Here is a 22,869-nt window from a genome sequence, read left to right as displayed (position 1 = left end):
CCCCCCCCCCGAGGCCAACCGTCGGACATGAAAAAGCGGCCTCCGGGGAACACCCCCGGGGCCGCTTGCCCACCTCGTCCAGCTTGCTCTTTACCTACCCCAGAGCCGCGCGGAGGTCAAGAAGTTTATCGTTTTCAATTGGTTACAGGATCGTCCGGTAACGGTTCATTAACCCACGCCCTAACCGCGCAAGCCAAGCGCCCGCAAGACCCGCGCGCCGGACCCACTCGGCACGGCTGCCAACATGCAGCCCACGGATAGGACCGCGGCCAGCGCGAAGCCCCAGCCGATCACCTGCACCGGCCCCGACACCGTCCGTTCGATCGCGGTGACGAACACGACGGACATCAGGCTGGACACCGAAGCGACGATCGACGAGCCCAGACCGGCAAGGTCTCCCAACGGACGCATGGCATAAGCGTTGAGATTGCCGAACAGCAGCCCGAGCGCGAAGAACCCCACCCACGCAAGACCGATCAAGACCGCAAGCGGCGGCAGCCCTCCGCTCAGGTCCGCGGCGATCAGCAGGCTGACGCCGGACGCGCCCAGCAATCCAAAGCCCCACAGGATCAAAGGGCCCATCCCGACCCGCGCGACGACCCGCACATTCAAAAGCAACGCGGCCCCGGTCCCCGAGGCAAGCAGCGCGAAGAACGCGGGCATCATCGCGGCCCGGTCGTATCCCACGCCAAGCAGGTCGGCCGCGACCGCCAGATAGGCCAGTTGTGCGCCGTAGACAAAGCCGGTGGCGACCACCACCGGGAACACGTCGCGCCGCCGCACCACTGACCAGATGTTCCGCGCCAATCGCAGGGGCCGCAACGGCACGCGCCTGTTCGTGTCCAGCGTCTCGGGATGGCGCAGCCAAAGCCAAGCCCCCAACGCGACCGCCAAAGCCAGATAGGTATGGAACACCCCGCGCCAGCCCGCCACCGCCGCGATCCCGGCGCCGATGGCCGGGGCGATCATCGGCACAAGCACGATCAGCGTGAAAACGATCGACATGACCCGCGCCATGTCCGCCCCCGCATGCCGGTCCCGGACCATCGCCCGCGTCCCGATCTTCGGCCCGGCAACGCCGACGCCCTGCAAGAACCGGCCAAGGATCACCAAGCCAAAGCTGTCGGCCCATCCCGCCAAAACGGTTCCCGCGATAAACACCGCCAACCCGAATATCACCGCCGGACGCCGCCCCACCGCGTCGCTCAGCGGGCCGATGAACAGCTCGCCCAAGGACATGCCAAGAATGAACACGGTGATGATCTGCGCCCCGGTGAACGGGGCAGACGGCGGCAGCGCCGCCTCGATGACCGGCATCACCGGAAGGATACCGTCGATCGCAAAGGCCGTCAGCGCGGTCAGGCAGATGTACAGCGAAAGGCGTTCGCCACGGCGCATCGGACGTCTCCGGGACAGGACATTACGGTTTCCGTCAACGCCACGAACAGGCGTCGGCGTGCTCTTCCCCGCGAACCGCAGACCGGCGCAAAGGCGACCGCCGGCACACTAAGCCGGCCCGCCATCCTGCGCCAGCCTCACCTGGCGATCACCCTGCGCCCCCCGCGCCTTGGGCAACCCCACGCACCGAAAACGAAAAACGCCGGGGACCATCGGCCCCAGGCGTTCCTGTTCCAATCTGGCCCGGCTCAGTTCCCCGAGCGTTCCGCCTCGATCTCGCGCCACCGAGCGACGTTTTCGTTGTGCTCGGCCAGCGTCTCGGCAAAGGCGTGCCCGCCGGTGCCATCCGCCACGAAGAACACGTAAGGCGTTTCTTCGGGGTTCATCGCCGCCTCAAGGCTCGCGATGCCTGGGTTGGCGATGGGCGTCGGCGGCATCCCGTCGATCACATAGGTGTTGTACGGCGTCTCGGCGCGCAGCTCGCTTTGCCGGATGCCCCGGCCAAGCACGCCCTGCCCGTTGGTGATGCCATAGATGACCGTGGGGTCCGTCTGCAGACGCATGCCCTGCTCCAGCCGGTTCACGAAGACAGACGCAACCTGCCCGCGTTCCTCGGGAACACCGGTTTCCTTCTCGACGATAGAGGCAAGGATCACCGCCTCTTCCTTCGTCTCGAACGGCAGGTCCTCGGCCCGGTTCTGCCACGCCGCGTCGATCCGCTCGTCCTGACGCGACCGCATCAGTTCCAGCAAGGTGCCCCGGTCGTCGCCGGTCGCGATCTCGTAGCTGTCGGGTGCCAGATAGCCTTCCGGCGGGATCTCGTCGACCGCCCCGGTCATCACGTCGACCTCGCGCAGACCGGACACGATCTGCCAGCTGGTCACGCCCTCGGCCACGACGACCCGGAAGCGGGTGCCGCCCTGATCGCGGTACTGCTCGTACAGCGCGACCTCTTCGCCGGTTTCGACCTCGGTGGGATCGAAATTCACCAGTTCCACGAAGCGGTTGGTGGCAGGATCAAGCTCGCGCACCTGAATCGTCTCGTGGTTCACGCCGATCCGGTACACCACCTCGGTCCCACAGGTATTGCGGCCGCTGGCGGTCACAGCCTCGACGATCTCTTCCATCGAGGCCCCGACCGGGATCAGGAAGTTCCCGGCCTTCAGGTCACCCGACTTGTCGCTGTAATCCGCGCCGATCCGAAAGATCCGCGGGTTGGTCACCGCGCCCTGCCCGGCAAGATCCTCGGCGACCGAGGTCATGTTCGCCCCGCTCTCGACCTGCAGGCAGATCGGTTCCGACAACGGCCCCTCGGCCAGGTATTGCGACCGGCCCCAGCCGATCACCCCGGCCGCCGCGACGCACAGGACGATCAGAAGCGTCAGCCCGTTGGAAGCGACCGATTTCCACATCAGGTCGGCGCCCCCAGAACCAGCGAGGCGTTGGTACCGCCAAAGCCGAACGAGTTCGACAGCGCCACCTTCACGTCCCGCACGCGCTTGGCGTTCGGGGCAAGGTCAAGCTTCGACTCGACCGCCGGATTGTCGAGGTTGATCGTCGGCGGCGCGACCTGATCGCGGATCGCGAGGATCGAGAAGATTGCCTCGATCGCACCCGCCGCACCCAGCAGGTGCCCGGTGGCCGACTTGGTCGACGACATGGTTGCCTCGCCCGCCTTGTCGCCCAGCAGGCGCTCGACGGCGGCAAGCTCGATGGTGTCCGCCATCGTCGAGGTACCGTGCGCGTTGATGTAGTCGACCGCCTCGGGCGCCAGACCGGCACGCTTCAGCGCCGCGTCCATCGCACGATACCCGCCGTCCCCATCTTCGGACGGTGCGGTGATGTGATAGGCATCGCCGGTCAGGCCATAGCCCAGAACCTCGGCGTAGATCTTCGCACCGCGCTTCACGGCGTGCTCGTATTCTTCCAGCACCACGACGCCCGCGCCTTCGCCCATGACGAAACCGTCACGGTCGGCGTCATAGGGACGGCTCGCCCGCTCGGGGGTCTCGGCGTATTTCGTCGACAGCGCCTTGCAGGCGTTGAACCCGGCGATCCCGATCTCGCAGATCGAGCTTTCCGCCCCGCCCGCGACCATCACGTCCGCGTCGCCCCACTGGATCAACCGCGCCGCGTCGCCGATGGCGTGCGCGCCGGTCGAACAGGCCGTCACGACGGCGTGGTTCGGCCCCTTGAAGCCATAGCGGATACCGACCTGCCCCGAGACAAGGTTGATCAGCGCGCCCGGGATAAAGAACGGCGACACGCGGCGCGGGCCCTTCTCCATCAACAGCTTGGTGGTCGCCTCGATGGACTGCAGCCCGCCGATCCCCGACCCGATCATCACGCCGGTCCGCAGACGGTCTTCCTCGTCCTCGGGCGTCCAGCCCGCATCGGCAACCGCCTGATCCGCCGCAGCCATCCCGAACAGGATGAAGTCGTCGACCTTGCGGCGCTCCTTCGGTTCCATCCAGTCATCGGGGTTGAACGTGCCACCGCTGCCGTCACCCAACGGCACCTCGCACGCATAGGTGGTGGCAACCCGACCCGCATCGAACTTGGTGATAGCGCCACCGCCGGACTTGCCGTCCAGGATTCGCGCCCAGGTTTCCTCCACACCGCAGGCCAGCGGAGATACCATCCCCAGCCCGGTCACGACCACTCGCCGCATCGCTCTACCTCATGTCGTTCCGCCGCCACCTGATACACAACGGCACGTCACGTGGGCAAGGCCCACCGCACCGGTATCCTGAGCGGATCGCCGCCCGCCGGTCACGGGGCCTGCCGGGTTCCGGCGGGACTCGCGGCCGCGGCGCCCGTCGCGGGCGGCAAATGCGAAAAAGGCGCCCGGCCGGGGGCGCCTTATACGTTTCGCTCGTCCGTTGGTTGCGGACGGGGACCTCAGTCCGTGTGCTGCGAAATGAAAGAGACCGCGTCGCCGAAGGTCTGGATCGTCTCGGCGGCGTCGTCCGGGATCTCGATGCCGAACTCTTCCTCGAAGGCCATGACCAGTTCAACGGTGTCCAAAGAGTCGGCGCCCAGGTCGTCGATGAAGGAAGCGGATTCGACCACCTTCTCTTCTTCCACGCCAAGGTGCTCCACCACGATTTTCCTAACGCGCTTTTCGACGTCGCTCATCTTGTTTCCTCGTTTCCTACTCGGGGTCCACACCCGCTCATTATGTGTTGCCCCTTCGGGCCCTCACCGTAGCCTGCCGCCAAGCAACAGTTGCCGGATTTCCAAGGGATACCAGCCAAATCGTGCGCCGCCTATAGCACATCGTTCCACGCAGGCAACCCGTTTCTCCCGTGCCGGTCCGGCAGGTCAGAACATGGCCATGCCGCCGTTGACGTGCAAGGTCGCCCCGGTGACATAGCCCGCCTCCGGGCTGGCAAGATACAGGACGGCGGCCGCGATCTCTTCGGGGTCGCCCATGCGCCCAGCCGGCACCTGCCCAAGGATTCCCGACTTCTGGTCGTCGGTCAACTTGTCGGTCATCGCGGTGCTGATGAAGCCCGGCGCCACCACGTTGGCCGTCACGCCGCGGCTGGCGACTTCATAGGCCAACGACTTGGTCATGCCGACCAGACCCGCCTTGGCGGCGGCGTAGTTGCCCTGCCCCGGATTGCCCGCGGCGCCCACGACCGACCCGATCGAGATGATCCGGCCCCAGCGCGCCTTCATCATGCCGCGCAGGCAGCCCTTGGTCAGGCGCATGGAACTGGTGAGGTTCACCTCCAGCACGCTGTCCCATTCCTCGTCCGACATCCGCATGAACAGGTTGTCGCGGGTGATCCCGGCATTGTTGACCAGAATGTCCACCGCGCCCATCGCCTCGGCGGCCTGCTTCGGCAGCGCCGCCACGGCATCGCGATCGCCAAGGTTGCACGGCAGCACATGGGCGCGCTCGCCCAAGTCCGCGGCCAGCGCCTCCAGCGGCTCGGTCCGGGTGCCCGACAGGCCCACCGTCGCACCGGCGCCATGCAGCGCCCGGGCGATGCTGCCGCCGATCCCACCCGAAGCGCCTGTAATCAGCGCCGATTTCCCTGTCAGGTCGAACATGAGGTCTCTCCGGTCTCGTAATCTGCGCCCCGGTTAGCAGCGCGCGCCCCGTTTTGCCAGTGCATAGGGTTTCCCCCACCCACCAAGGACGCGCGTCCCGTTCTACCAGTGCATCGGTCGCGTCCGCCCCCGGCCGAACGGCCCCGGGCTTCTTCTCTTGAAAAATACCTCGGGGGAGTCGCGAAGCGACGGGGGCAGAGCCCCCTTACGCCACCTTCCAAGCGCACCTGCGGTGCGACGGGGGCAGAGCCCCCCGTCAGCCACCCTCAAAGCGCACCTGCGGTGCGACGGGGGTAGCCCCCGCCCAACGTCCGCCCTAGCCCTTCAGCGCCGCAGCTGCCGCCGCCACTTCGTCAGGCGAGCCGACGGTGTTCGTCGCGACCGACCGCTCGATCCGGCGCACCATGCCGGTCAGCGCCTTGCCCGCGCCGATTTCCCATGTCTCGGTGACGCCCTGCGCCACCATCCACATCACCGACTCGCGCCAGCGGACCGAGCCCGTGACCTGCTCGACCAGAAGCTGCCGGATCAGGTCGGGGTCGCTGACCGCCTCGGCGCGCACGTTCGCCACGACGGGCACCTTGGGCGCGCGGATCTCGACACCCGCCAGCGCCTCGGCCATGACATCCGCTGCCGGCGCCATCAGGGCACAGTGGAACGGGGCGCTGACCGGAAGCATCACCGCCCGCTTCGCGCCGGCTTCCTTGGCCAGATCCACCGCGCGTTCGACCGCAGCCTTGGCGCCCGAAACCACGACCTGTCCGGGATCGTTGTCGTTCGCCGCCTCGCAGACCTCGCCCTGCGACGCGGCCTCAGCTACTTCGGCGGCCTTGGCGAAATCCAGCCCCAGCAGGGCCGCCATCGCGCCCTCGCCGACCGGCACGGCCTCCTGCATGGCGGTGCCGCGCGTGCGCAGCAGCCGCGCCGTATCCCCGACCGAGATCGCGCCCGCCGCCGCCAGCGCCGAGTATTCGCCCAGCGAGTGCCCCGCCACGAAATCCGCGGCCTCGACGGTCACGCCTTCGGCCTCCAGCGCGGCCATCGCCGCCAGCGACGTCGCCATCAGCGCCGGCTGGGCGTTCTTCGTCAGCGTAAGGGTTTCGATGTCGCCGTCCCAGATCAGCCCGCTCAGGCTTTCGCCAAGCGCCGCGTCCACCTCGTCGAACACCGCCTTTGCGGCCGGATAGGCCTCGGCCAGCGCCTGCCCCATGCCGATTGCCTGGGCACCCTGTCCCGGAAAGATGAATGCGCGCGCCATGCCGCTCCCCTCGTGTGGTTGTGCTGAATATCTGACTGCGCGCGCCAATACAGCGCCGCGACGCGCCTTGCAATCGCGGCGGGCGGTCCGGACCCTGTCAGGGATGGCGTCGGATCAAGTCATTTCCTGCGGCGCAAGCGGCGGAAAGACGCTTCGGGCGCGGGGGCCTGTGCCCCGCGACGGCACCACCGCCTGCCGCGCCTCGGGCAGCACATCGCCCATCAGCCGGTCGCTTACCGCGATCAGCGCCTCGCGGTCCGCGACCGCGACCGCAACCGTGTCGCCGGATCGAAGCTTCAGCCAAAGACCGGGCATGTCGGCCCCGCGGCGGATCGAACTGCCCCCCACGTCGTCGAACCGCATGTCTTCGGTGATCCATGTGCCCTCGGTGCCTTCATGGAACCCGAACCGCAGCTCGCGCCGCCGTTGGTCCACCTGCACCTCGTAGACCCGCCGCACCCGCACCCACCGAAGGCCAAGCCGCAGGGCGACCATGACCAGCAGACACAGGGCGGCCTTCGCGGCCAGCCCGCCGGGCGACAGCAGCGCGATCGCCGCGCACAGGGCCACGGCCCCGGCGCGCACCCCGGTCACGACCCGGTCCGACAGCGCCCCGCTGGGGTGCGAGGACCGGATAATATACCCCCAGCCCGTGTCCAGCACGGTCAGAGGCGGTCGGCGAAGCAGGTCTGGCATCAGGCTGGACAACAGCTTTATGGAGAAGTCGGGCAAGCGAAGTACTCGTCTGGGTCGTCTTGAGTGGCCCGGACAGGGCTAAGCCCCGATTGGGGCGGCATTTCGACCGCTCCGGGGGTTTTCCGGGAAGGCTTGCATCGCGGCCCCCGCACTGTATAAGGCGGCTTCCCTTCGCGAACGTCACGGAAACGGCGCAGACTCTCGTGGACCGGCCAGCGAAGGGATCATCCGGCCGGACCTATGAAATGCGCCCGCGATAGAAATGGAGTGAACATGCCGCTTTACGAGCATGTATTCATTGCGCGTCAGGACCTGTCCAACGCGCAGGCCGAAGGTCTGATGGACCACTTCGAATCGGTACTCACCGACAACGACGGCAAGGTCGTCGACAAAGAGTACTGGGGCGTCAAGACGATGGCCTACAAGATCAACAAGAACCGCAAGGGCCACTACGCCTTCCTGCGCACCGACGCCCCGGCGCCGGCCGTCCAGGAAATGGAACGCCTGATGCGCCTGCATGACGACGTGATGCGCGTGATGACCATCAAGGTCGACGAACACGCCGAAGGCCCGTCGATTCAGATGCAGAAGCGTGACGAACGCGACAACCGTCGCGAACGCCGCTAAGTAGAGGAGCGTAAATCATGGCCGCGAAACCGTTTTTCCGCCGTCGTAAAGTGTGCCCCTTCTCCGGCGAGAACGCACCCAAGATCGACTACAAGGACACCCGTCTGCTGCAGCGCTACATCTCTGAGCGCGGCAAGATCGTCCCGTCCCGCATCACCGCCGTCTCGGCGAAGAAGCAGCGCGAACTGGCCCGTGCCATCAAGCGCGCCCGCTTCCTCGCCCTGCTGCCCTACGCTGTGAAGTAAGGAGCAAGACAATGGATGTCATTCTTCTCGAACGCGTGGCGAAGCTCGGCCAGATGGGCGACGTCGTCAGCGTGAAAGAGGGCTATGCCCGCAACTTCCTGCTGCCCCAGAAAAAGGCTCTGCGCGCCTCGAAAGAGAACGTCGCCGCCTTCGAAGGCCAGAAAGCTCAGCTGGAAGCCCAGAACCTCGAATCCAAGAAAGAGGCCGAAGCAATGGCCCAGCGGCTCGACGGCCAGAAGTTCGTCGTGATTCGCTCGGCATCGGACTCCGGTTCGCTTTACGGTTCGGTCACCCCGCGTGACGTCGAAGCCGTGGCGAAGGACGAGGGCCTGACGATCAGCCGCAAGCAGGTCGTCATCGGCAACCCGATCAAGGAACTGGGTCTGCGCGACGTCACCGTCGTTCTGCACCCCGAGGTCGAAGCCACGATCACCCTGAACATCGCGCGCTCCATCGAGGAAGCCGAGCTTCAGGAATCCGGCAAGTCGATCCAGGAGCTGGCCGCCGAAGAGGAAGCCGCTGCCGAGTTCGAAATTTCGGAACTGTTCGACGACATCGGCGGCGCCGCTTCGGACGACGACGATCTGACCGTCGCGACCCCGGAAAGCGAAACCGCCGGCGACGACCAGCCGGACGTCGACGAAGACAAGTAATCTTCGCCGAATCAAAGACTTTCGGGCCGTTCCTTATTTAAGGAGCGGCCCTTCGCGTTTAGTCAGCTATTACCAGGCTCTCAAACCTATTCCCTCGAACAGATTTCCGACCCAAGGTAGCGATATGTGAAAGGCGCACGAGAAATAAGGCGATAGTTTTGCCTGAATTCGTCGGACTTTGTCCAATTGACGATTGCTATGTTAGCCGTCCACATATCGTAGCGCTCGGTTACCAACTGCGCCAATTCGTTCTCCGTAGCGACACAGTCGTTCGTCTCGAAGTACCACCGAAACATATCCGGAATGTCCCCTTCGATTGCTGGCTCTATGATAGGTGCTTCTGCGGTCGGTGACTTCTCCAATGGCTTTGAAGCACGCTCAGAGGCGGCAAGACTTTCGAAGGCTGGATCATACTCGGTAAAAGGGCAACTCGCCTCAACGGCTGAAATTGCTGCAGCCGCCCCCCTAAGCGTTCCGTTCGCGACGAAAAACGGAGTTCTCAGTTCGAAACCGTGGCCGCGCTTCAATGCAGAAAGCAATTCGGCATGCATGGAGGGGTACATTTGCGAAAAGTAGAAATTCCCATTGTCTTGGCCGATGTCACCGTACGATGACATCGCAGTTGCAACGCCTCGACCTTGATCTACCGTGATCGCAACATCTGCAATTGTAGTGGGTAGTTCCATCCCAAGAACAACCATACCCATCTGCAAAGCCATTCCCGGATGGCATCCAATAAGAACGCATCCAAAGCGTCTGGAAGTTGTATCCACAAGTGGACAAGTTGCAGCGAAACTTCCGCTAAGTGGAAAGTCGAGGGTCCAGCCCGAAATCGCTGCCGAAAATGCAGGATGCGGTGCGCTTTGACTATACGCCTCACGCGAAGGGACAACGAAGCCTAGAACAAGAAAAATCAAGGCGCAGCACTTCATAAGAGATAGGGAAGTTCGAGCCTTCAACAATTTCGATACAAGCTTCATAAGAATTATACCCCAACAGGAATCTGACCGATTTTCGTTGTGCACAGGCGAAATTTCACCGAAACCTGCACCATTAATCGTACAATAGACTGAAATAAAAGACCGCTGACAAGGCCCGCAGATCCTTGCAATATTGCTCTACGCTTCTGGCAAGCGTCGAGAGACCATCAGGTCCTTAGATTGGTCAGGCCTAACGCAATGTGCAGGACCTACACCGACCCCCTCCAAGGAGACTTGCGAGCAATCCACGCTATCGCAAAGCCGATATGTGAAATTGGGTTGTTCAGCCTTTGCCGCAATCGACCCTTACCATCGCCTGCCGCAACTCGGCGTAGGCCGCGCGCCACGCCGCCTCGACGTCCGCCCCCAGATCCTCGCCCATGACGCTGCGCAGCGTCTCGATCAGGGCGTCGGCCATCGGCTCGAACATCGCGGCCGTCACCCCCAGCCGCCGGTGATGCTGCCCCAGTTCCGCGATCCGCGCCGCCACCGCCTGCGGCGCTTCGATCCCGTCCAGAACGGTTTCCATCGTGGTCATGAACTTCATGCCCTGTCCGGCGATGTCGTCGTCGCGGAACATCGCGCGCAGGTCGGGCCGCAGCGCGAACAGGCGTTCGTAGAATTCGGTCGACGCCGGCCGCAAGTTCGGCCGCATCTTTTCAAAGCTCCAGCGGATCAGTGCGATCTGTTCGTGGCTTACAGGCATGGCATCCCCCATCGGTCGGCATCGCAGCCAGCGTAGAAGTCCCCACGGTGCGCTTCATTGATCCACCTCAAGCGGCGCAGGTGCCACATTCACCGGGCGTTAAGGTCAAATCGGCGACTATAAGCGGGAAAGGAACCCCGCCATGTCCCGCACCGTTTACGCGCTCGACTCGGAATTTGGCCTGGCGTCCGGCGGCAACGTGAATGACGGCACCGGCACCAGTTCCTTCGACGCACCGCCCGGAACCCTGTGCGGACTGACGATCGACCTTCTCGACGACGACCGCCCGACCTTCGGCGTCGGCGACCGCGTAAGCCTGACGCTGGGCGACCTTGGCTTTCCGGACGCCACCGTCATCCGTGCCGACCGGCTGGCCTGCGGCGCGGCCGCGCTGGTGTTCGAAGGCATCGATTCCGACGGCGACCCGGCGCAGATCGTTTGGACGCCTGGGTTTGACCTTGCCGGATGGTACACCGCCCGCGCCGCTGCGGGCCCCGTGCCCGTGTTCCGGTCGCGCGAGGCGGGCGCCGCGCGTCCCGTCTGTTTCGCCCGGAACACCCGCATCGAAACGACGCGCGGCCCCATTTCCGTTCAGTACCTGCGCCCCGGCGACCGCCTGTTGACGCTAGATCACGGCCCGCAGGACCTCCTGTGGTGCGGCTATCGCCGGCATGTCGGCCTTGGCGCCTCGGCCCCGGTGGTGGTGGAATCCGGCGCGTTGGGAAATGTCGCCCGGCTGGTCCTGTCGCAGGATCACCGCGTCATCCTGCGCCATCCGCTGGCGCAGCTTGGCTTCGACAACCCCGAGGTTCTGGTGCCCGTCGCTGCGTTGGTCAACGGCAGCAGCATCCGCATCGCGGCGATGCGACGGGTCGTCTACCACCACCTTCTGCTGGAACGGCACGAAGTCCTGCTTGCCCAAGGGACCGAGGTGGAAAGCCTTCACCTTGCGAAAGGACCACCCGTCAATCTCGCCAGCACCTACCGCACCCTGCCCCACAGCCTGCATCCCGACCGCGTGCATGTGACCTGCGCCCGCCCGGCGCTCGACTTTGCCGAGGCGCGCAGCCTCGCCATCCAGATCGGCATCGCGGATGGACCGGTGCCGCAGCCCCCGCGCCTGCTGGTCGCCGCCTGAACGTCAATCGGGGTGGAAGTCCCGCGGCGTACAGCTGGAGGCCAGCATGATCGCCGGCCAGTAGAACCCGGACTCCAGCCCATGCCCGGCCAGCCACGCCTCTTGCAGGCGATAGGCTTCTTCCTCCTGCTGGGCGGGACAATACCAATGCCGACCCGGTTGCTGCCTGTGATGCACCATCTCGTGCAACAGCACGCTGGCATCGCGAAGGTCGCTATAGTCCCACGGCGCAACCAGATAGATGGTAAGCAATTTCGGGTCATACAGCCCCCGGAGGCGCCCGTTGCCATACCGCGCGGTGGCGCGCCCCCGCAACGTGACCGCTTCTTGCGCCGATACGAAAAGAATCCGCGGTGGCGGTCCCGAAGGATACGCGGTGTTCGCATCCAGCCAGTAATCCAGCCGGACCGTCAAAGCCTCCAGCGTCGCCCTGTCCGGCGGCGCCCAACCCTCCAGCGCCGCGTGCCCAGCCGACGCACCATGTGTGATTACTGCAAACCCAGCGACCAACGCCGCTATCATCCGCCCCGCCATCTGTCTCACCCCCCATCGGGTGCCGTCGCAGATGGCCCGGACGCCGAGGCACACGAGCAATCGGTCCCGTGACCCCGGCGCTACGGCCGAGCTCGATCTACGCCGGCCTGAATGACGTAACGTTAACTTTTGTTAAGATTCGCGGTTATTCCCGTTTGGCAATAGCCGCGCCGGGATCCATCCACGCGGGCGACTGCATCACGACCTGCAGCAATTCGCTTTGGCTGTGGGTCCCGGTCTTGCTGAACACGTTCTTCAGATACTGCCGCGCGCTGGCGGCGGTCAGGCCAAGCGCGGCCCCGGCCTCGGCGACGGTCTGTCCGGCGGCCAGGCGCGCCAGCAGCTTGGCCTCCGACGGGAACAGGCCGAACATATGCTGCAAGCGTTCCCACGGCGGATCGAAGGACCGTGCGGGGTTGTTGACGTAGATCACCGCCAGATCGCCAGCGTGCCGCACGAAGGTCCGCCCCGTGACCGACTCCGACAGCGGCGCCACAAGCAAGCGACACGGCTGGCCGTCGGCTGAGGCAAGATGCAGGGCTTCGGGTGCGGCATCGGGCTCGGACATCACCCGCGTCAACGCCATGCGCAGGCGTCGCGTCACCTCGGTGCTTGTGGTCGCCACCTTGCCGTTCGAAATCAGCATGGGCGACCCCGCCGCGGCAAGCTGTTCGGCCATCCGGTTGCCGATCACGTAATGACCGTCCGGCCGCACGATGAACACGCCCAGCGGCACCTGATCCAGCGCCTGACGTGTCGCGGATTGCATCAGGTCCATCTCGGCGAACCCGTGGTACAGGCGGATCGCCCGGCGCAGGTGTGGGACCAGATCTTGCAGCAGCGCACATTCTTCCGGGCCGAATGGCGGCTGGTGAATATCCCGGTGCGCCGTGAAGAAACTGGTCGACTTCTCTTCCTCTACAAGGTTGACGCCCAGCGTGTATTCGATCCCGTCGGGGGCAAGCACGTCTTGGTACAGCTGCGATCCGTGCAGTTCTTCATCGCTTAAGACCATCCGGCAATGCATCGCCCGGAACGGAAGTCGCGACAGCGCCGCCAGCCGTGGGTCCTCGCCCATCATCGACTGGTACTGGCGGATCCGTTCTTCCGAATAGGTCTGGCCGTAGGTGATCAGGAACGAGAATGTCTGGTCCGCAAGGCTCAGGTGCCCGATCTGCGAACTTTCAGCGCCCAACAGGTCCGCCGCCTGCTCAAGAACACCCTGCCACCGGGACGCGTTGCCCGCAGCTTCGTAGATTCCGTCGATCAACGTTTCGACTTTATCTAGATGTATCAATGATTTCCCCATCCCCCCGGTCAATCGGGTGGGGCTTGATCATCGGACGCGCGGCCGCCGCGTGTCAAGATTTGCCTTTTTGGCGCGGTCCAAGGCGGGCCAGAACGCAAACGGGCCGCCCCACCGGGCGGCCCTTCGCGATAATAATGCCGAAAGGCAGATCAGTCTTCGCTTTCCAGCTCTTCGACCGCCTTCTGCAGCTCTTCCTTGCTGACCGGCTTTTCCGAAACCTCGGCCAGCTCGAACACGTAGTCGACGACCTTGTCTTCGAAGATCGGCGCCTGCAGCTGCTGGCGCATCTGCGGGTTGTTCTGCACGAACTCGAAGAACTGGCGTTCCTGACCCGGGTACTGGCGCGCCTGCTGCATGACCGCTTGGGTCATTTCGGCGTCGGTCACCTGGATCTCGGCTTTCTGGCCCAGTTCGGCCAGCAGCAGACCAAGGCGCACGCGGCGCTCGGCCAGCGTGTTGTGCTCGTCAGTCGGCTCGATCTCGCCGTGGTCGTGGCCGTGATCGTCCGGGTGATCCTCGTGGTACAGCTGGTGCGCGATCTGCTTCGCCTCGGTCTCGACCAGCGTCGGCGGCAGGTCGAATTTCACCATGTCGTCCAAAGCGTCCAGCAGCTGGCGCTTCATCACCGCGCGGGCGGCCTGACCGTATTCGGATTCCAGACGCTCGCGGATCTGACCCTTCAGGGCGTCCAGATCCTCGGCACCGTATTTCTTCGCCAGCTCGTCATCGACCTCGGCCGCGACCGGAGCTTTCACTTCCTTCACGGTGCAGGCAAAGACCGCGTCCTTGCCGGCCAGATGTTCCGCGCCGTATTCTTCGGGGAACTTGACCTCGACGTTCTTCTCGTCACCGGCTTTGACGCCGACAAGCTGTTCCTCGAAACCGGGAATGAAGCTGTTCGAGCCCAGAACCAGCGGGTAATCCTCGGCGGCGCCGCCTTCGAATTCCTCGCCGTCGACCGAGCCTTTGAAGTCGATCACGACCTGATCGCCGTCTTCCGACGCGCCGTCTTTCGCCTCGAAGTTCTGCGCGCTGGCGGCCAGCGATTGCAGCGCCTCGTCGACGGCTTCGTCTTCGGCGGCGACGGTCATTTTTTCCAGCTTGATCGACTTCGCGTCGACCTCGGGGATCTCGGGCAGCGCCTCATAGGTCATCTCGACCTCGACGTCGTCGCCTTCTTTCCACGCTTCGTTGGTCATCTTGACCTGCGGCTGCAGCGCCGGACGGTCGCCCGAGTCTTCGAAGTGCTTGGACATCGCGCCGTCGATGGCTTCCTGCATCGCTTCGCCCATGACCTGCTGGCCGAACTGCTTTTTCAGCAGGGCCATCGGCACCTTGCCCTTGCGGAAGCCCTTCATCTGGACCTCGGGCTGCGCCTCGGTGAGCTTTTCGTTGACTTTCTCGTCCAGCTCGGCGGCGGTCAGCGTGATCGAGTAGCCGCGCTTCAGACCTTCGTTCAGGGTCTCGGTGACCTGCATATCGTCCTCATTCTCCCGTGGGGCCGCCGGGAAAAGGGTCGCGGCCCGCGCAAAATCAGACGCCCTAATAGGGCCGGCGCGGTGGCTTCGCAAGTCGAAATGGCCCAATGCGCCTTGGCCGCGCGCCGCGGAATTCAGCAACCCGACCAGCCCGCAACGCCATATGCCGCCGCGCACGCCATCCCGGGCGCGAACGTGATCCAGTCTGCAGGCGGCCGACCGGACGCGTGATCGGTGCCGAACGGCCCCTCACCGCCGCAGCGCGGCATCCCGGAACAGGTCGCGGCACCGGGCGCACAACAGCCCGCCCGGCAACGGTTTCCCGCCGCCGCGGCCCTACAGACCTTCGTACATGCTGACCGCGGCGTTCGCCTCTTTCAGGACGGCGTCCAGACTGGCGGACAGCGCGCCCAACTCGTCCGCCGACAGCGGGGTGCCCCCTGCCGCCTTCATCAGGATCTCACGCATCGGCATCCACAGCGACTTCACCTTCTCAAGCTGCGCCTGCAGTTCCGGCGTTGGCGCTGGTTGCAGCCCCAGCGTGTCGTTGCCGTCGATCAGCCCCGCCTGCGAGTCGTCGAACAGCGCGATCGTCGCCTTCAGCGAGGCCGCGTTAAGCGACACGTCGTGCCCCGCCGACAGCAGGCATGCCTCGGCTAAGGCGCGCTGGGTCAGCATCCGCTGCCGGCCGGACACGTTCAGCCCACGCGCAAGAAACGGGTCGACAGAGGTATCGGCATTCGCCGTTTCCAGCGCGACGACCACCTTGTGCGTCGCCAGCAGCATCGGCAGCGCCTTCGCCGCGATCTGTTTCAGCGTGGCTGGCGTTTCCAGCGTGACCTCTATCGCGGGAAGATAGTCCTTCCACAGGGTGTCCACCGCCGCGAGGGCGACCAGCACGCTTGGCTCTGCCTCGGCAGAGATGCCCAAGTCGGCGTTCCCGTTTCGCAAGGCGACCAGCGCGGTGCCGAACCTGTCCGCGGCGGCGCGGGCAAGGTCGCCGTTCTTCTCCGCCTCGATCCCCTGCGCGGCAAGGCACACCTTCCCCGCGATCCGCTGCGACAGCATCCGCTGCGCCCCGGCGATGTTGATCTTTCGCTTGGCATCCACCGAGTCGCCGATGGCAAGCGCAGGCTGTCCAAGGCCGGCAAGGCCAAGAACAACGGTAAGGGTCGTCAGGATGCGGGGCATGAAACCTCCTTCGGCGCGGCATTCGATGTTGGACTAGCCGCGAAGGTTTAACCTTGCGTTACTTCGCCCCGACCGGCCCGCTTCCCGGGAACATCTTGCCGCGCCGCCGCGTTCGCTGAGTGGACAGGACAAGATTGTGAAAGGCATGGTTTTGGAACTCCCCCGCAGCGAGACGTTCGACTACGACGGCGCGTACACGGCCCCGCGCGGCGGCAAAATCATTGTAATCATGAATCCGAAATCCGGCCGCGACGACGAGGATCAGGTCAAAACCGCCCTGTCCGCCTATCTTGACGAACTCCCGGACGGCGAGCTTCGGCTTGTGGGCGCGGACCCGATCGAGAAGATGGCAAAGGACGCCGTGGCCGAGAACGCGGCCACCGTGATCGCCGTCGGCGGCGACGGCACGATCTCTGCGGTGGCAGAGGCTTTGGCCGGGTCCGGCACGACCCTTGGCGTCATCCCCGCCGGGACCTTCAACTATTTCGCCCGCGGCCTTGGCATCCCCGAGGATCTGCACGGCGCGATTGACGTGCTCCGCACCGGCACCGCCCGACCGGCCGCTTTCGGGCGCATCAACGGGCGGTTGTTCCTGAACAACTGCTCAATCGGCATCTATTCGATGATCCGCCGCCAACGCGAAGAGATCTACCGCCGCTTCGGGCGCAGCCGCGCCGCCGCGTACTGGTCGGTGATCACCGCCATGCTGCGCCTGTATCGCCGGATGCGCCTGACCATCACGGTCGACGGTACCCGGCACGAGATGAAAAGCGCGCTCGTTTTCGTCGCCAACAGCGATTACCAGATCGAGGAATTCGGGCTGGAAGGCTCGGACGCCCTGAAACACGGCAACCTCGCCGTCTACGTCTCGCGCGACCGTGGCCGCTGGCACATGATCAAGCAGGCGGTGCGGCTGGTCGTGACGGGGATGCGCAAGGGCCGCGATTTCGAACTGTTCACCGGGCGCGACATCACCATCGAGACGGACAAGCCGTTCCGCCACGTCGTCCGCGACGGGGAAATCGCGCGCATGAAGGCGCCGTTCACGATTTCCCGCGACGATACCGATCTGCAAGTCATCGTCCCAAGCCGGGATCACGCTAGATAAGACGTCATGACGCGACTGATTCACTTGTCCGACCTTCACTTCGGCCGCGCGCGGCCGGAACTTCTGACGCCCCTGCACCAAGCGATTGCGGACGCGGAACCGGACCTTGTCATCGTCTCGGGCGACCTGACCCAGCGGGCGCGCTCGGCCGAGTTCCGCGAGGCGCGCGCCTTCCTCGACCGTCTGCCCGCGCCGTGGCTGTCAGTGCCCGGCAACCACGATGTGCCGCTATATAACCTTGGCGAACGTGTGCTGCGCCCTTACCGCAAATACAGCCGGTGGATCAGCCCCGTCCTTGCCCCGGCCTATATCGACGAGAAGGTCGCCGTGGTGGGATGCAACACGGTCGACCCCCATCGGCACCAGCGCGGGCGCATCCGCAGCCGGGATCTTGACCGGCTGTGCCGCGTCTTCTGCGAGGGGCCGAAGGACCGTTTGAATATCCTGTTCGCGCATCACCCGTTCGAGCAGGAAGACGACGTGGACAAGTCGCTGATGAAGCACGCCGCCAGCGGTCTGGAGCGCCTGACCGCCTGCAACACCCATGTCGTGCTGTCGGGACACCTGCACCGCTGGCGCGCCGGGCCGTTCCTGACGGGAACGCGGTCCGAAGGTCCGGTGCAGATCCACTCTGGCACCAGCCTGTCCTCGCGCCTGCGCGGAGAGGTGAACGACTTCGCCCGGCTCGACGTCACCGCCGATACGCTGGATGTGACGCGGATGGTGGTGCAGGACACCACGCTTGCCTTCGACGAGGCCGACCGCATCCGCTTTCGTCGCGGGCCCTCGGGGCTGTCCACGCTGTCGGAACCGAAGACACAGGTCGCCTAGGCGTTATGCTCGGCACGGGCGCGCCTGTCGCGGCCGTGGCCCGACCAAGCGGACCCGTGCAGCCTGACCGGCGCCGCCTGCCCTTTTCTTCGGCATCGGTCCCCCCTATGCCGGTGGTATGAGTTCCGACCGTCCTCTTCTGGGCATCATGTTGATGCTGGCCTTCTGCATGCTGGCGCCGTTCGGCGACGCCTTGGCGAAGCTGTTGGGCAGCGTCGTTCCCTTGTTGCAGATCCTTGTGACGCGGTTCGCGGTGCAGGCGCTGATCCTCTATCCGCTGGCGCGGCGGCACGGGTCGCCCTTTGCCCTGCCCGCCCGCGTGCTGTGGCTGACGGCCCTGCGCACCGTGCTGCATGTGGCCGGCATCGCGGCGGTGGTGATCGCGCTTCGTTACCTGCCGCTGGCGGATGCCATCGCCATCGCCTTCGTGATGCCGTTCCTGATGCTGCTTCTGGGATGGCTGGTTCTGGGCGAACAGGTCGGCCCGCGCCGGCTTGCCGCCTGCGCCGTGGGGTTCGCGGGCACGCTGATGGTGGTGCAGCCCAGCTTTGCCGAGGTCGGCGCCCCGGCGCTGTGGCCGCTGGCCGTGGCGGTGATCTTCGCGCTGTTCATGCTGGTGACCCGCAGCATCGCCAAGGCCGCCGATCCGGTGACGCTTCAGGCGGTCAGCGGCGTCATGGCCAGCGTCGTGCTGTTCCCGCTGATCGTTGCGGCCGATGCGTTCGGCTGGGATGGGCTGGCTCCTGCCGACCTAAGCTGGAACCAGATGTGGCTGATGGGCGCGATGGGCGTGGTCGGCACCGTCGCCCACCTTGTGATGACGTGGTCGCTGCGCTTCGCGCCCGCCTCGACCCTTGCGCCGATGCAGTATCTTGAAATCCCGTTCGCCACCCTGATCGGCTGGATCATCTTCCGCGACCTACCCGACGGGCTGGCCGCCGCAGGTATCCTCGTGACCATCGCCGCCGGGCTGTACGTGATCTACCGCGAGCACAAGGTCAGCCGCCCGAAAGTACCCGGACCACCTGTGTAAGCGCCGTGCGCGGCAGGATCACAAGCATCCCCGGACCGTCGAATTCCAACTCGACCGGCCCGCCCGACACCGCGTTCGAGGTCCCCGACCGCCCGTCCGGGGCAAAATCGATCCCGTCGATGGGCCAGCGCAGCCCCCGGCTGCGTCCCGTCACGGCCGCCATCGGGAACAGCGACACGCGGCTGTCCTCTGGCAGGTCCAGCCGCAGCGTCGGGGGCGCGTGAAAGGCGATGTCGTGGGTGCCGAACACCACGGCTTCGGCCGGGCTGCGGCGGGCCAGCACATTATAGACCGCCAGTTCGTGATCCAACCGCGCCCCGGTGAACCCGACGGCGACCACCAGCGGGGCCGAGATCTGGGCAAGGCACTTGTCGAAGTCGGTGGTGTCCTGCTCGGCGATCTCGAGAATCCGTGCGGAATCGATGCGCGCCCGGGCGCCTGCGTCAAGCGAATCCATGTCGCCAATCACAGCCTCGGGTTGCAGACCGTCCTGCAGCGCCCGCGCCGCGCCGCCGTCGGCGGCAACAAGACAAGGCGCAAGCGCCAGTGACTCTTGCAGACGCGCGCTTTCCAGCGGCGCGCCGCCCACCAGCGTGACCGGCACCTGTGATTGGACAAACGATTTTTTCATGCGATTATTAATGGGATATTCGGAGTTAGGCCACAATCTGACCCAGAAAAAATACCGCAATAACCTCTGTTCTGTTCCGAATTCGGAACCACCGCATGGTAAACGTATTCGTGTTGAACGGGGAGAAAGCGATACTCTTATGGTTAACGCCAGCAAAATCCTGACGGTATCCTACGGGACCTTTTCCTGCACGCTCGAGGGCTTTGATGAGCCGTTCTCGACGATGAAGTCGATCGCGGAATACTTCCGCGATTTGGCCGCGGATGACCGTTATTTCGGGGCGGAACCCCCGACCCCGGACGCCGAGATGCTACACCGCATCGCCGAGCGTGAGATCCAGCGCCGGGTCGAGGCGCGGGTTGACCGCAATGGCATCCTGCTGCGCCCCGCAGAGGATGCGGAAACCGACGACAGCGAGCAATCGCAGCAGGTTGACGAACAAGACACCCCCGCCCCGGCCGCCGACCCGATGGTCGCCGCGACGGTCGCCACCTCGGTCGCGGCCCGCGCCGACATGGCACCCGAAGCGCCGGACGCGCCCGAAGCGGTGGCCGATCCGACACCTGCACCGGCGCCCGCCGCTGCCGCGCCGGCGCCCGCCCCCGCCGCACCTGCCGAACCCGCCGATCCGCACGCGGAAACCGTCGCCGAGAAACTGCGCCGCATCCGTGCCGCCGTGGCACGCGCCCAGACCGAGCCGCAGCTTGCCTCGACCTTCGCCGAGGACGAGCGCCCGGAACTGTCGAACGCCCCGATCGACGGCATCATGTCCGCCCCCGCCGAGGATGAGGCCGAAGACGAAGACGTGCCCGCCGCCGACGAATCGGCCGCCGATGACGAAGGCATGCTGGATGCCGTCGCCGCTGCGGAACTGGGCGTTGTCCCGGCGACCGTCGCAACGGATGAAGACGAAGCGGTTGAGGACACCGTCGAAGACACCGCTGAACAGGCTTCCCCTGAACAGGCGTCGACTGAACAGGCCGCCGACGATCTGGACGAAGCAGACCTTGCCGCCCTTGGCCTTGAAGCCGAAGCCGACGTGCCGTTCGAGTTTGCCGCGACGACCGACGCCGACGTCACCGACTTTGCCGAAGCCTCCTCGTTCGAGGATGAAACCGCCGAAGACACGCTGGCCGGTTTCGAGATGCCCGAAGACGACGGCACCGAGGACGAAGCCGAGGATATGACGGCCCCGACCGACATGCCCGACATCGCCGAGGCTTTCGCCGCCGATGATTTCGAGGATGAAGCCGAAGACATCGCGCTTGTCCTGCCGGAAACCGCCGGGGTCGTCCGCCCCGAGCCTGTCGCCGAAACCCCGGCTGACGACGCGTCGTTCGAGGATGAAGGCTTCGACATCGAATCCCTCGACCTCGACACCTCTGCCCCCGAGACGGCAGAAGACGACGCCGACGAGGCCGCGTTCGAGGAGACCGCGGAAGACGACCTGTCCGACCTGGACCTGGGTGACATTCTTGGCGCGGACACCGCGTCAGAGCCCGAGGCCGAGGAAGAGACTGCCCCCGTCGAAGAAGACACCGCCGAAGACGTGTCCGAGGAAACGGACGAAGCGGACGACCGCCTGCCGCCGCTGTCGCTGACCTCTGCCGAGCGGATCGACGAGACCGACGAAGCCGAAGCAGACGACGCGCCGCACGTCCGCGTGCTGAAGATGTCCCGCGACGAGTTCGACGCGCAGTACGCCGAGGACGACACCGACGAAGACACCGAGGTTCAGGAACTGACCTCGCTGGACGGCGACGCCGAGCCGCTGAGCGAACGCGACGAGATCCGCGCCGCTCTGGGCGAAACCGGCCTGTCCGAGGATGACGAAGCCGACCTGATCGACGAGCTGATGCGCGCCGGTCAGGACGACGAGGAAACGCCCGACACCGCAGACATCGATCACCGCGATGCCGTGGCCGCCGATCTTGCCGCCGCTGCGGCAGAGGTGCAGCGCAACGAGGATGGCGACACCACCGCGCCGGACACGCAAAGCGGCGACGTTCCCGTCGACCGTCTGCTGGCGCAGGCCGACACAGAACTGCGCAACAACGACAACAAGCGGCGCCGCTCCGCCATCGCACATCTGAAAGCCGCCGTGGCTGCGGTGCGCGCCGACGGTGGCCGTGCCGCCAGCAAGCGCGAGCGGGAAGCCGAACGCGCGATGAGCCAGTATCGCGACGATCTTGCCAGCGCGGTGCGTCCCACGTCCGGCCCCGCGCTGACCGACGAAGATGCGCGGTCGCACAAGCTGCGCCTCGACGACGCAACCGAAGACATGGGCGACACGCCCGAAGCCGAGGCCGAAGCCCCGACACCGGAGCCCGCGCCCGAGCCGGCAGCAGACCGCCCCTCGGGGCTGCGCCGCCCGACGGTCAGCGGCTCTGGCGACCAGCCGCGCCGCAAGCGCCCGATGGCGCCGCTGATGCTGGTGTCGGAACAGCGCATCGACCGCGAAGAAGACGACGCCGCCGAAGCGTCCGCCCGCCCGGTGCGCCCGCGCCGCGTGCGCAGCGACGACGTCGACGCCTCCGAAGCCGCAAGTCAGGACGATGTGTCGGAGGACGGCTTCAAGGCCTTCGTCGACCGCATGGCGCCGGACGGGCTGCAGGAACTGCTTGAAGCCTCGGCCGCCTTCGCGGGCGCCGTCCGCGGCGAAGCCTCTAACTCGCGGCCCCAGATCATGAGCCGCGTCGCCCGCCTGCTGCCCGATGGCGCCTTCAGCCGCGAGGACGGCCTGCGCGCCTTCGGCGTGCTGCTGCGCGAAGGCCGCATCCTGCGGGTCGAGCGTGGCCGGTTCACGGTGGCCCCCGGCAGCCGGTTCAACGATGCCCAGCGGCGGTCCGCCGCCGGCTGATCCTACCTCATCCAAGGTGTTCGTGTGCTTGTGTTTGTCACAAGCCAACTGGGCGGAGTGTGCAAACACTCCGCCTTTTTTCTCATGTCAGGATGGTGCCGGACCACAGGCCCACGCCACGACGCGCGCGG

Annotated in this window: 22 protein-coding genes; 8 read left to right on the top strand and 14 right to left on the bottom strand. The window is 65.6% G+C overall.

Features of this window, described 5'->3' with window-relative positions; genetic code table 11:
• Nucleotides 1-180: 180 nt before the first annotated feature.
• The 7 genes from P1K30_RS01585 to P1K30_RS01555 form a co-directional block, all read right to left on the bottom strand.
• Entirely contained in the window at nucleotides 181-1,398 is a 1,218-nt protein-coding gene (locus P1K30_RS01585) for an MFS transporter (RefSeq protein ID WP_275630916.1), read from the bottom strand.
• 248 nt (nucleotides 1,399-1,646) lie between these two features.
• Complete coding sequence (mltG, locus tag P1K30_RS01580; protein ID WP_275630915.1) at nucleotides 1,647-2,810, bottom strand: endolytic transglycosylase MltG; 1,164 nt, start codon at nucleotides 2,808-2,810, stop codon at nucleotides 1,647-1,649.
• Nucleotides 2,810-4,069, bottom strand: coding sequence for a beta-ketoacyl-ACP synthase II (gene fabF, locus P1K30_RS01575; RefSeq protein ID WP_275630914.1), 1,260 nt, complete (start codon nucleotides 4,067-4,069; stop codon nucleotides 2,810-2,812). The genes mltG and fabF overlap by 1 nt, the downstream gene beginning before the upstream one ends.
• A gap of 230 nt (nucleotides 4,070-4,299) precedes the next feature.
• Nucleotides 4,300-4,536 (bottom strand): acyl carrier protein, encoded by a 237-nt coding sequence (locus P1K30_RS01570; RefSeq protein WP_275630913.1) that lies wholly within the window; start codon nucleotides 4,534-4,536, stop codon nucleotides 4,300-4,302.
• 186 nt (nucleotides 4,537-4,722) lie between these two features.
• The gene (gene fabG / locus P1K30_RS01565) at nucleotides 4,723-5,460 is read right to left on the bottom strand and encodes a 3-oxoacyl-[acyl-carrier-protein] reductase (protein ID WP_275630912.1); all 738 of its coding nucleotides are present in this window, start codon (nucleotides 5,458-5,460) and stop codon (nucleotides 4,723-4,725) included.
• 316 nt (nucleotides 5,461-5,776) lie between these two features.
• Entirely contained in the window at nucleotides 5,777-6,718 is a 942-nt protein-coding gene (gene fabD / locus P1K30_RS01560; protein ID WP_275630911.1) for an ACP S-malonyltransferase, read from the bottom strand.
• A gap of 114 nt (nucleotides 6,719-6,832) precedes the next feature.
• Complete coding sequence (locus P1K30_RS01555; protein ID WP_275630910.1) at nucleotides 6,833-7,414, bottom strand: hypothetical protein; 582 nt, start codon at nucleotides 7,412-7,414, stop codon at nucleotides 6,833-6,835.
• Between the two features lie 273 nt (nucleotides 7,415-7,687).
• Here P1K30_RS01555 and rpsF point away from each other — a divergent pair, with 273 nt between their 5' ends.
• Genes rpsF through rplI form a run of 3 tightly spaced genes read left to right on the top strand, consistent with a single transcriptional unit; the run spans nucleotide 7,688 to nucleotide 8,939 of the window.
• Nucleotides 7,688-8,041 (top strand): 30S ribosomal protein S6, encoded by a 354-nt coding sequence (gene rpsF / locus P1K30_RS01550; protein WP_275631551.1) that lies wholly within the window; start codon nucleotides 7,688-7,690, stop codon nucleotides 8,039-8,041.
• Between the two features lie 17 nt (nucleotides 8,042-8,058).
• Nucleotides 8,059-8,286 carry a 30S ribosomal protein S18 gene (gene rpsR, locus P1K30_RS01545; protein WP_005608650.1) on the top strand — a complete coding sequence of 76 codons (228 nt, stop codon included), beginning with the start codon at nucleotides 8,059-8,061 and terminating at the stop codon, nucleotides 8,284-8,286.
• Between the two features lie 11 nt (nucleotides 8,287-8,297).
• Nucleotides 8,298-8,939, top strand: a complete 642-nt coding sequence (gene rplI, locus P1K30_RS01540; RefSeq protein WP_275630909.1) for a 50S ribosomal protein L9 — start codon at nucleotides 8,298-8,300, stop codon at nucleotides 8,937-8,939.
• A gap of 86 nt (nucleotides 8,940-9,025) precedes the next feature.
• On the opposite strand, the gene P1K30_RS01535 is transcribed toward rplI, so the two are convergent.
• Entirely contained in the window at nucleotides 9,026-9,658 is a 633-nt protein-coding gene (locus P1K30_RS01535; protein ID WP_275630908.1) for a hypothetical protein, read from the bottom strand.
• 544 nt (nucleotides 9,659-10,202) lie between these two features.
• Nucleotides 10,203-10,625 carry a globin domain-containing protein gene (locus P1K30_RS01530; RefSeq protein ID WP_275630907.1) on the bottom strand — a complete coding sequence of 141 codons (423 nt, stop codon included), beginning with the start codon at nucleotides 10,623-10,625 and terminating at the stop codon, nucleotides 10,203-10,205.
• 142 nt (nucleotides 10,626-10,767) lie between these two features.
• Between P1K30_RS01530 and P1K30_RS01525 the strand changes: the two genes are divergently transcribed.
• Nucleotides 10,768-11,763: a Hint domain-containing protein gene (locus P1K30_RS01525; protein WP_275630906.1), complete on the top strand. Its 996-nt coding sequence runs from the start codon at nucleotides 10,768-10,770 to the stop codon at nucleotides 11,761-11,763.
• A gap of 3 nt (nucleotides 11,764-11,766) precedes the next feature.
• On the opposite strand, the gene P1K30_RS23915 is transcribed toward P1K30_RS01525, so the two are convergent.
• The 4 genes from P1K30_RS23915 to P1K30_RS01505 all read right to left on the bottom strand — a co-directional run bounded on the left by P1K30_RS23915 (nucleotide 11,767) and on the right by P1K30_RS01505 (nucleotide 16,275).
• Nucleotides 11,767-12,285, bottom strand: a complete 519-nt coding sequence (locus tag P1K30_RS23915; RefSeq protein ID WP_338052339.1) for a DUF6647 family protein — start codon at nucleotides 12,283-12,285, stop codon at nucleotides 11,767-11,769.
• A 157-nt stretch (nucleotides 12,286-12,442) separates the two neighbouring features.
• Nucleotides 12,443-13,567 carry a hypothetical protein gene (locus P1K30_RS01515; RefSeq protein WP_275630904.1) on the bottom strand — a complete coding sequence of 375 codons (1,125 nt, stop codon included), beginning with the start codon at nucleotides 13,565-13,567 and terminating at the stop codon, nucleotides 12,443-12,445.
• 188 nt (nucleotides 13,568-13,755) lie between these two features.
• Nucleotides 13,756-15,084, bottom strand: a complete 1,329-nt coding sequence (gene tig, locus P1K30_RS01510) for a trigger factor (protein ID WP_275630903.1) — start codon at nucleotides 15,082-15,084, stop codon at nucleotides 13,756-13,758.
• 336 nt (nucleotides 15,085-15,420) lie between these two features.
• Nucleotides 15,421-16,275, bottom strand: coding sequence for a type IV pili methyl-accepting chemotaxis transducer N-terminal domain-containing protein (locus P1K30_RS01505; protein ID WP_275630902.1), 855 nt, complete (start codon nucleotides 16,273-16,275; stop codon nucleotides 15,421-15,423).
• Between the two features lie 145 nt (nucleotides 16,276-16,420).
• On the opposite strand from P1K30_RS01505, the gene P1K30_RS01500 reads away from it, so the two are divergent.
• The 3 genes from P1K30_RS01500 (at nucleotide 16,421) to P1K30_RS01490 (ending at nucleotide 19,247) form a co-directional block, all read left to right on the top strand.
• Nucleotides 16,421-17,383, top strand: coding sequence for a diacylglycerol/lipid kinase family protein (locus P1K30_RS01500; RefSeq protein WP_275630901.1), 963 nt, complete (start codon nucleotides 16,421-16,423; stop codon nucleotides 17,381-17,383).
• 6 nt (nucleotides 17,384-17,389) lie between these two features.
• On the top strand, nucleotides 17,390-18,214 hold the full coding sequence (locus P1K30_RS01495; RefSeq protein WP_275630900.1) for a metallophosphoesterase family protein: 825 nt from the start codon (nucleotides 17,390-17,392) through the stop codon (nucleotides 18,212-18,214).
• Between the two features lie 118 nt (nucleotides 18,215-18,332).
• Entirely contained in the window at nucleotides 18,333-19,247 is a 915-nt protein-coding gene (locus P1K30_RS01490; protein ID WP_275630899.1) for a DMT family transporter, read from the top strand.
• Here the strand turns inward: P1K30_RS01490 and P1K30_RS01485 are convergent.
• Complete coding sequence (locus tag P1K30_RS01485; protein ID WP_275630898.1) at nucleotides 19,213-19,878, bottom strand: thiamine diphosphokinase; 666 nt, start codon at nucleotides 19,876-19,878, stop codon at nucleotides 19,213-19,215. The two genes, P1K30_RS01490 and P1K30_RS01485, sit on opposite strands and share 35 nt — an antisense overlap.
• A gap of 139 nt (nucleotides 19,879-20,017) precedes the next feature.
• Between P1K30_RS01485 and P1K30_RS01480 the strand changes: the two genes are divergently transcribed.
• The gene (locus P1K30_RS01480) at nucleotides 20,018-22,738 is read left to right on the top strand and encodes a midas domain-containing protein (RefSeq protein WP_275630897.1); all 2,721 of its coding nucleotides are present in this window, start codon (nucleotides 20,018-20,020) and stop codon (nucleotides 22,736-22,738) included.
• The last annotated feature ends 131 nt before the right edge of the window (nucleotides 22,739-22,869 follow it).

The sequence above is a fragment of the Psychromarinibacter halotolerans genome (assembly GCF_029168315.1).
Taxonomy (GTDB): domain Bacteria; phylum Pseudomonadota; class Alphaproteobacteria; order Rhodobacterales; family Rhodobacteraceae; genus Psychromarinibacter; species Psychromarinibacter halotolerans.
Note: the sequence above shows the minus strand (reverse complement) of the source record. Positions and strands in the feature narration are given on the sequence as shown.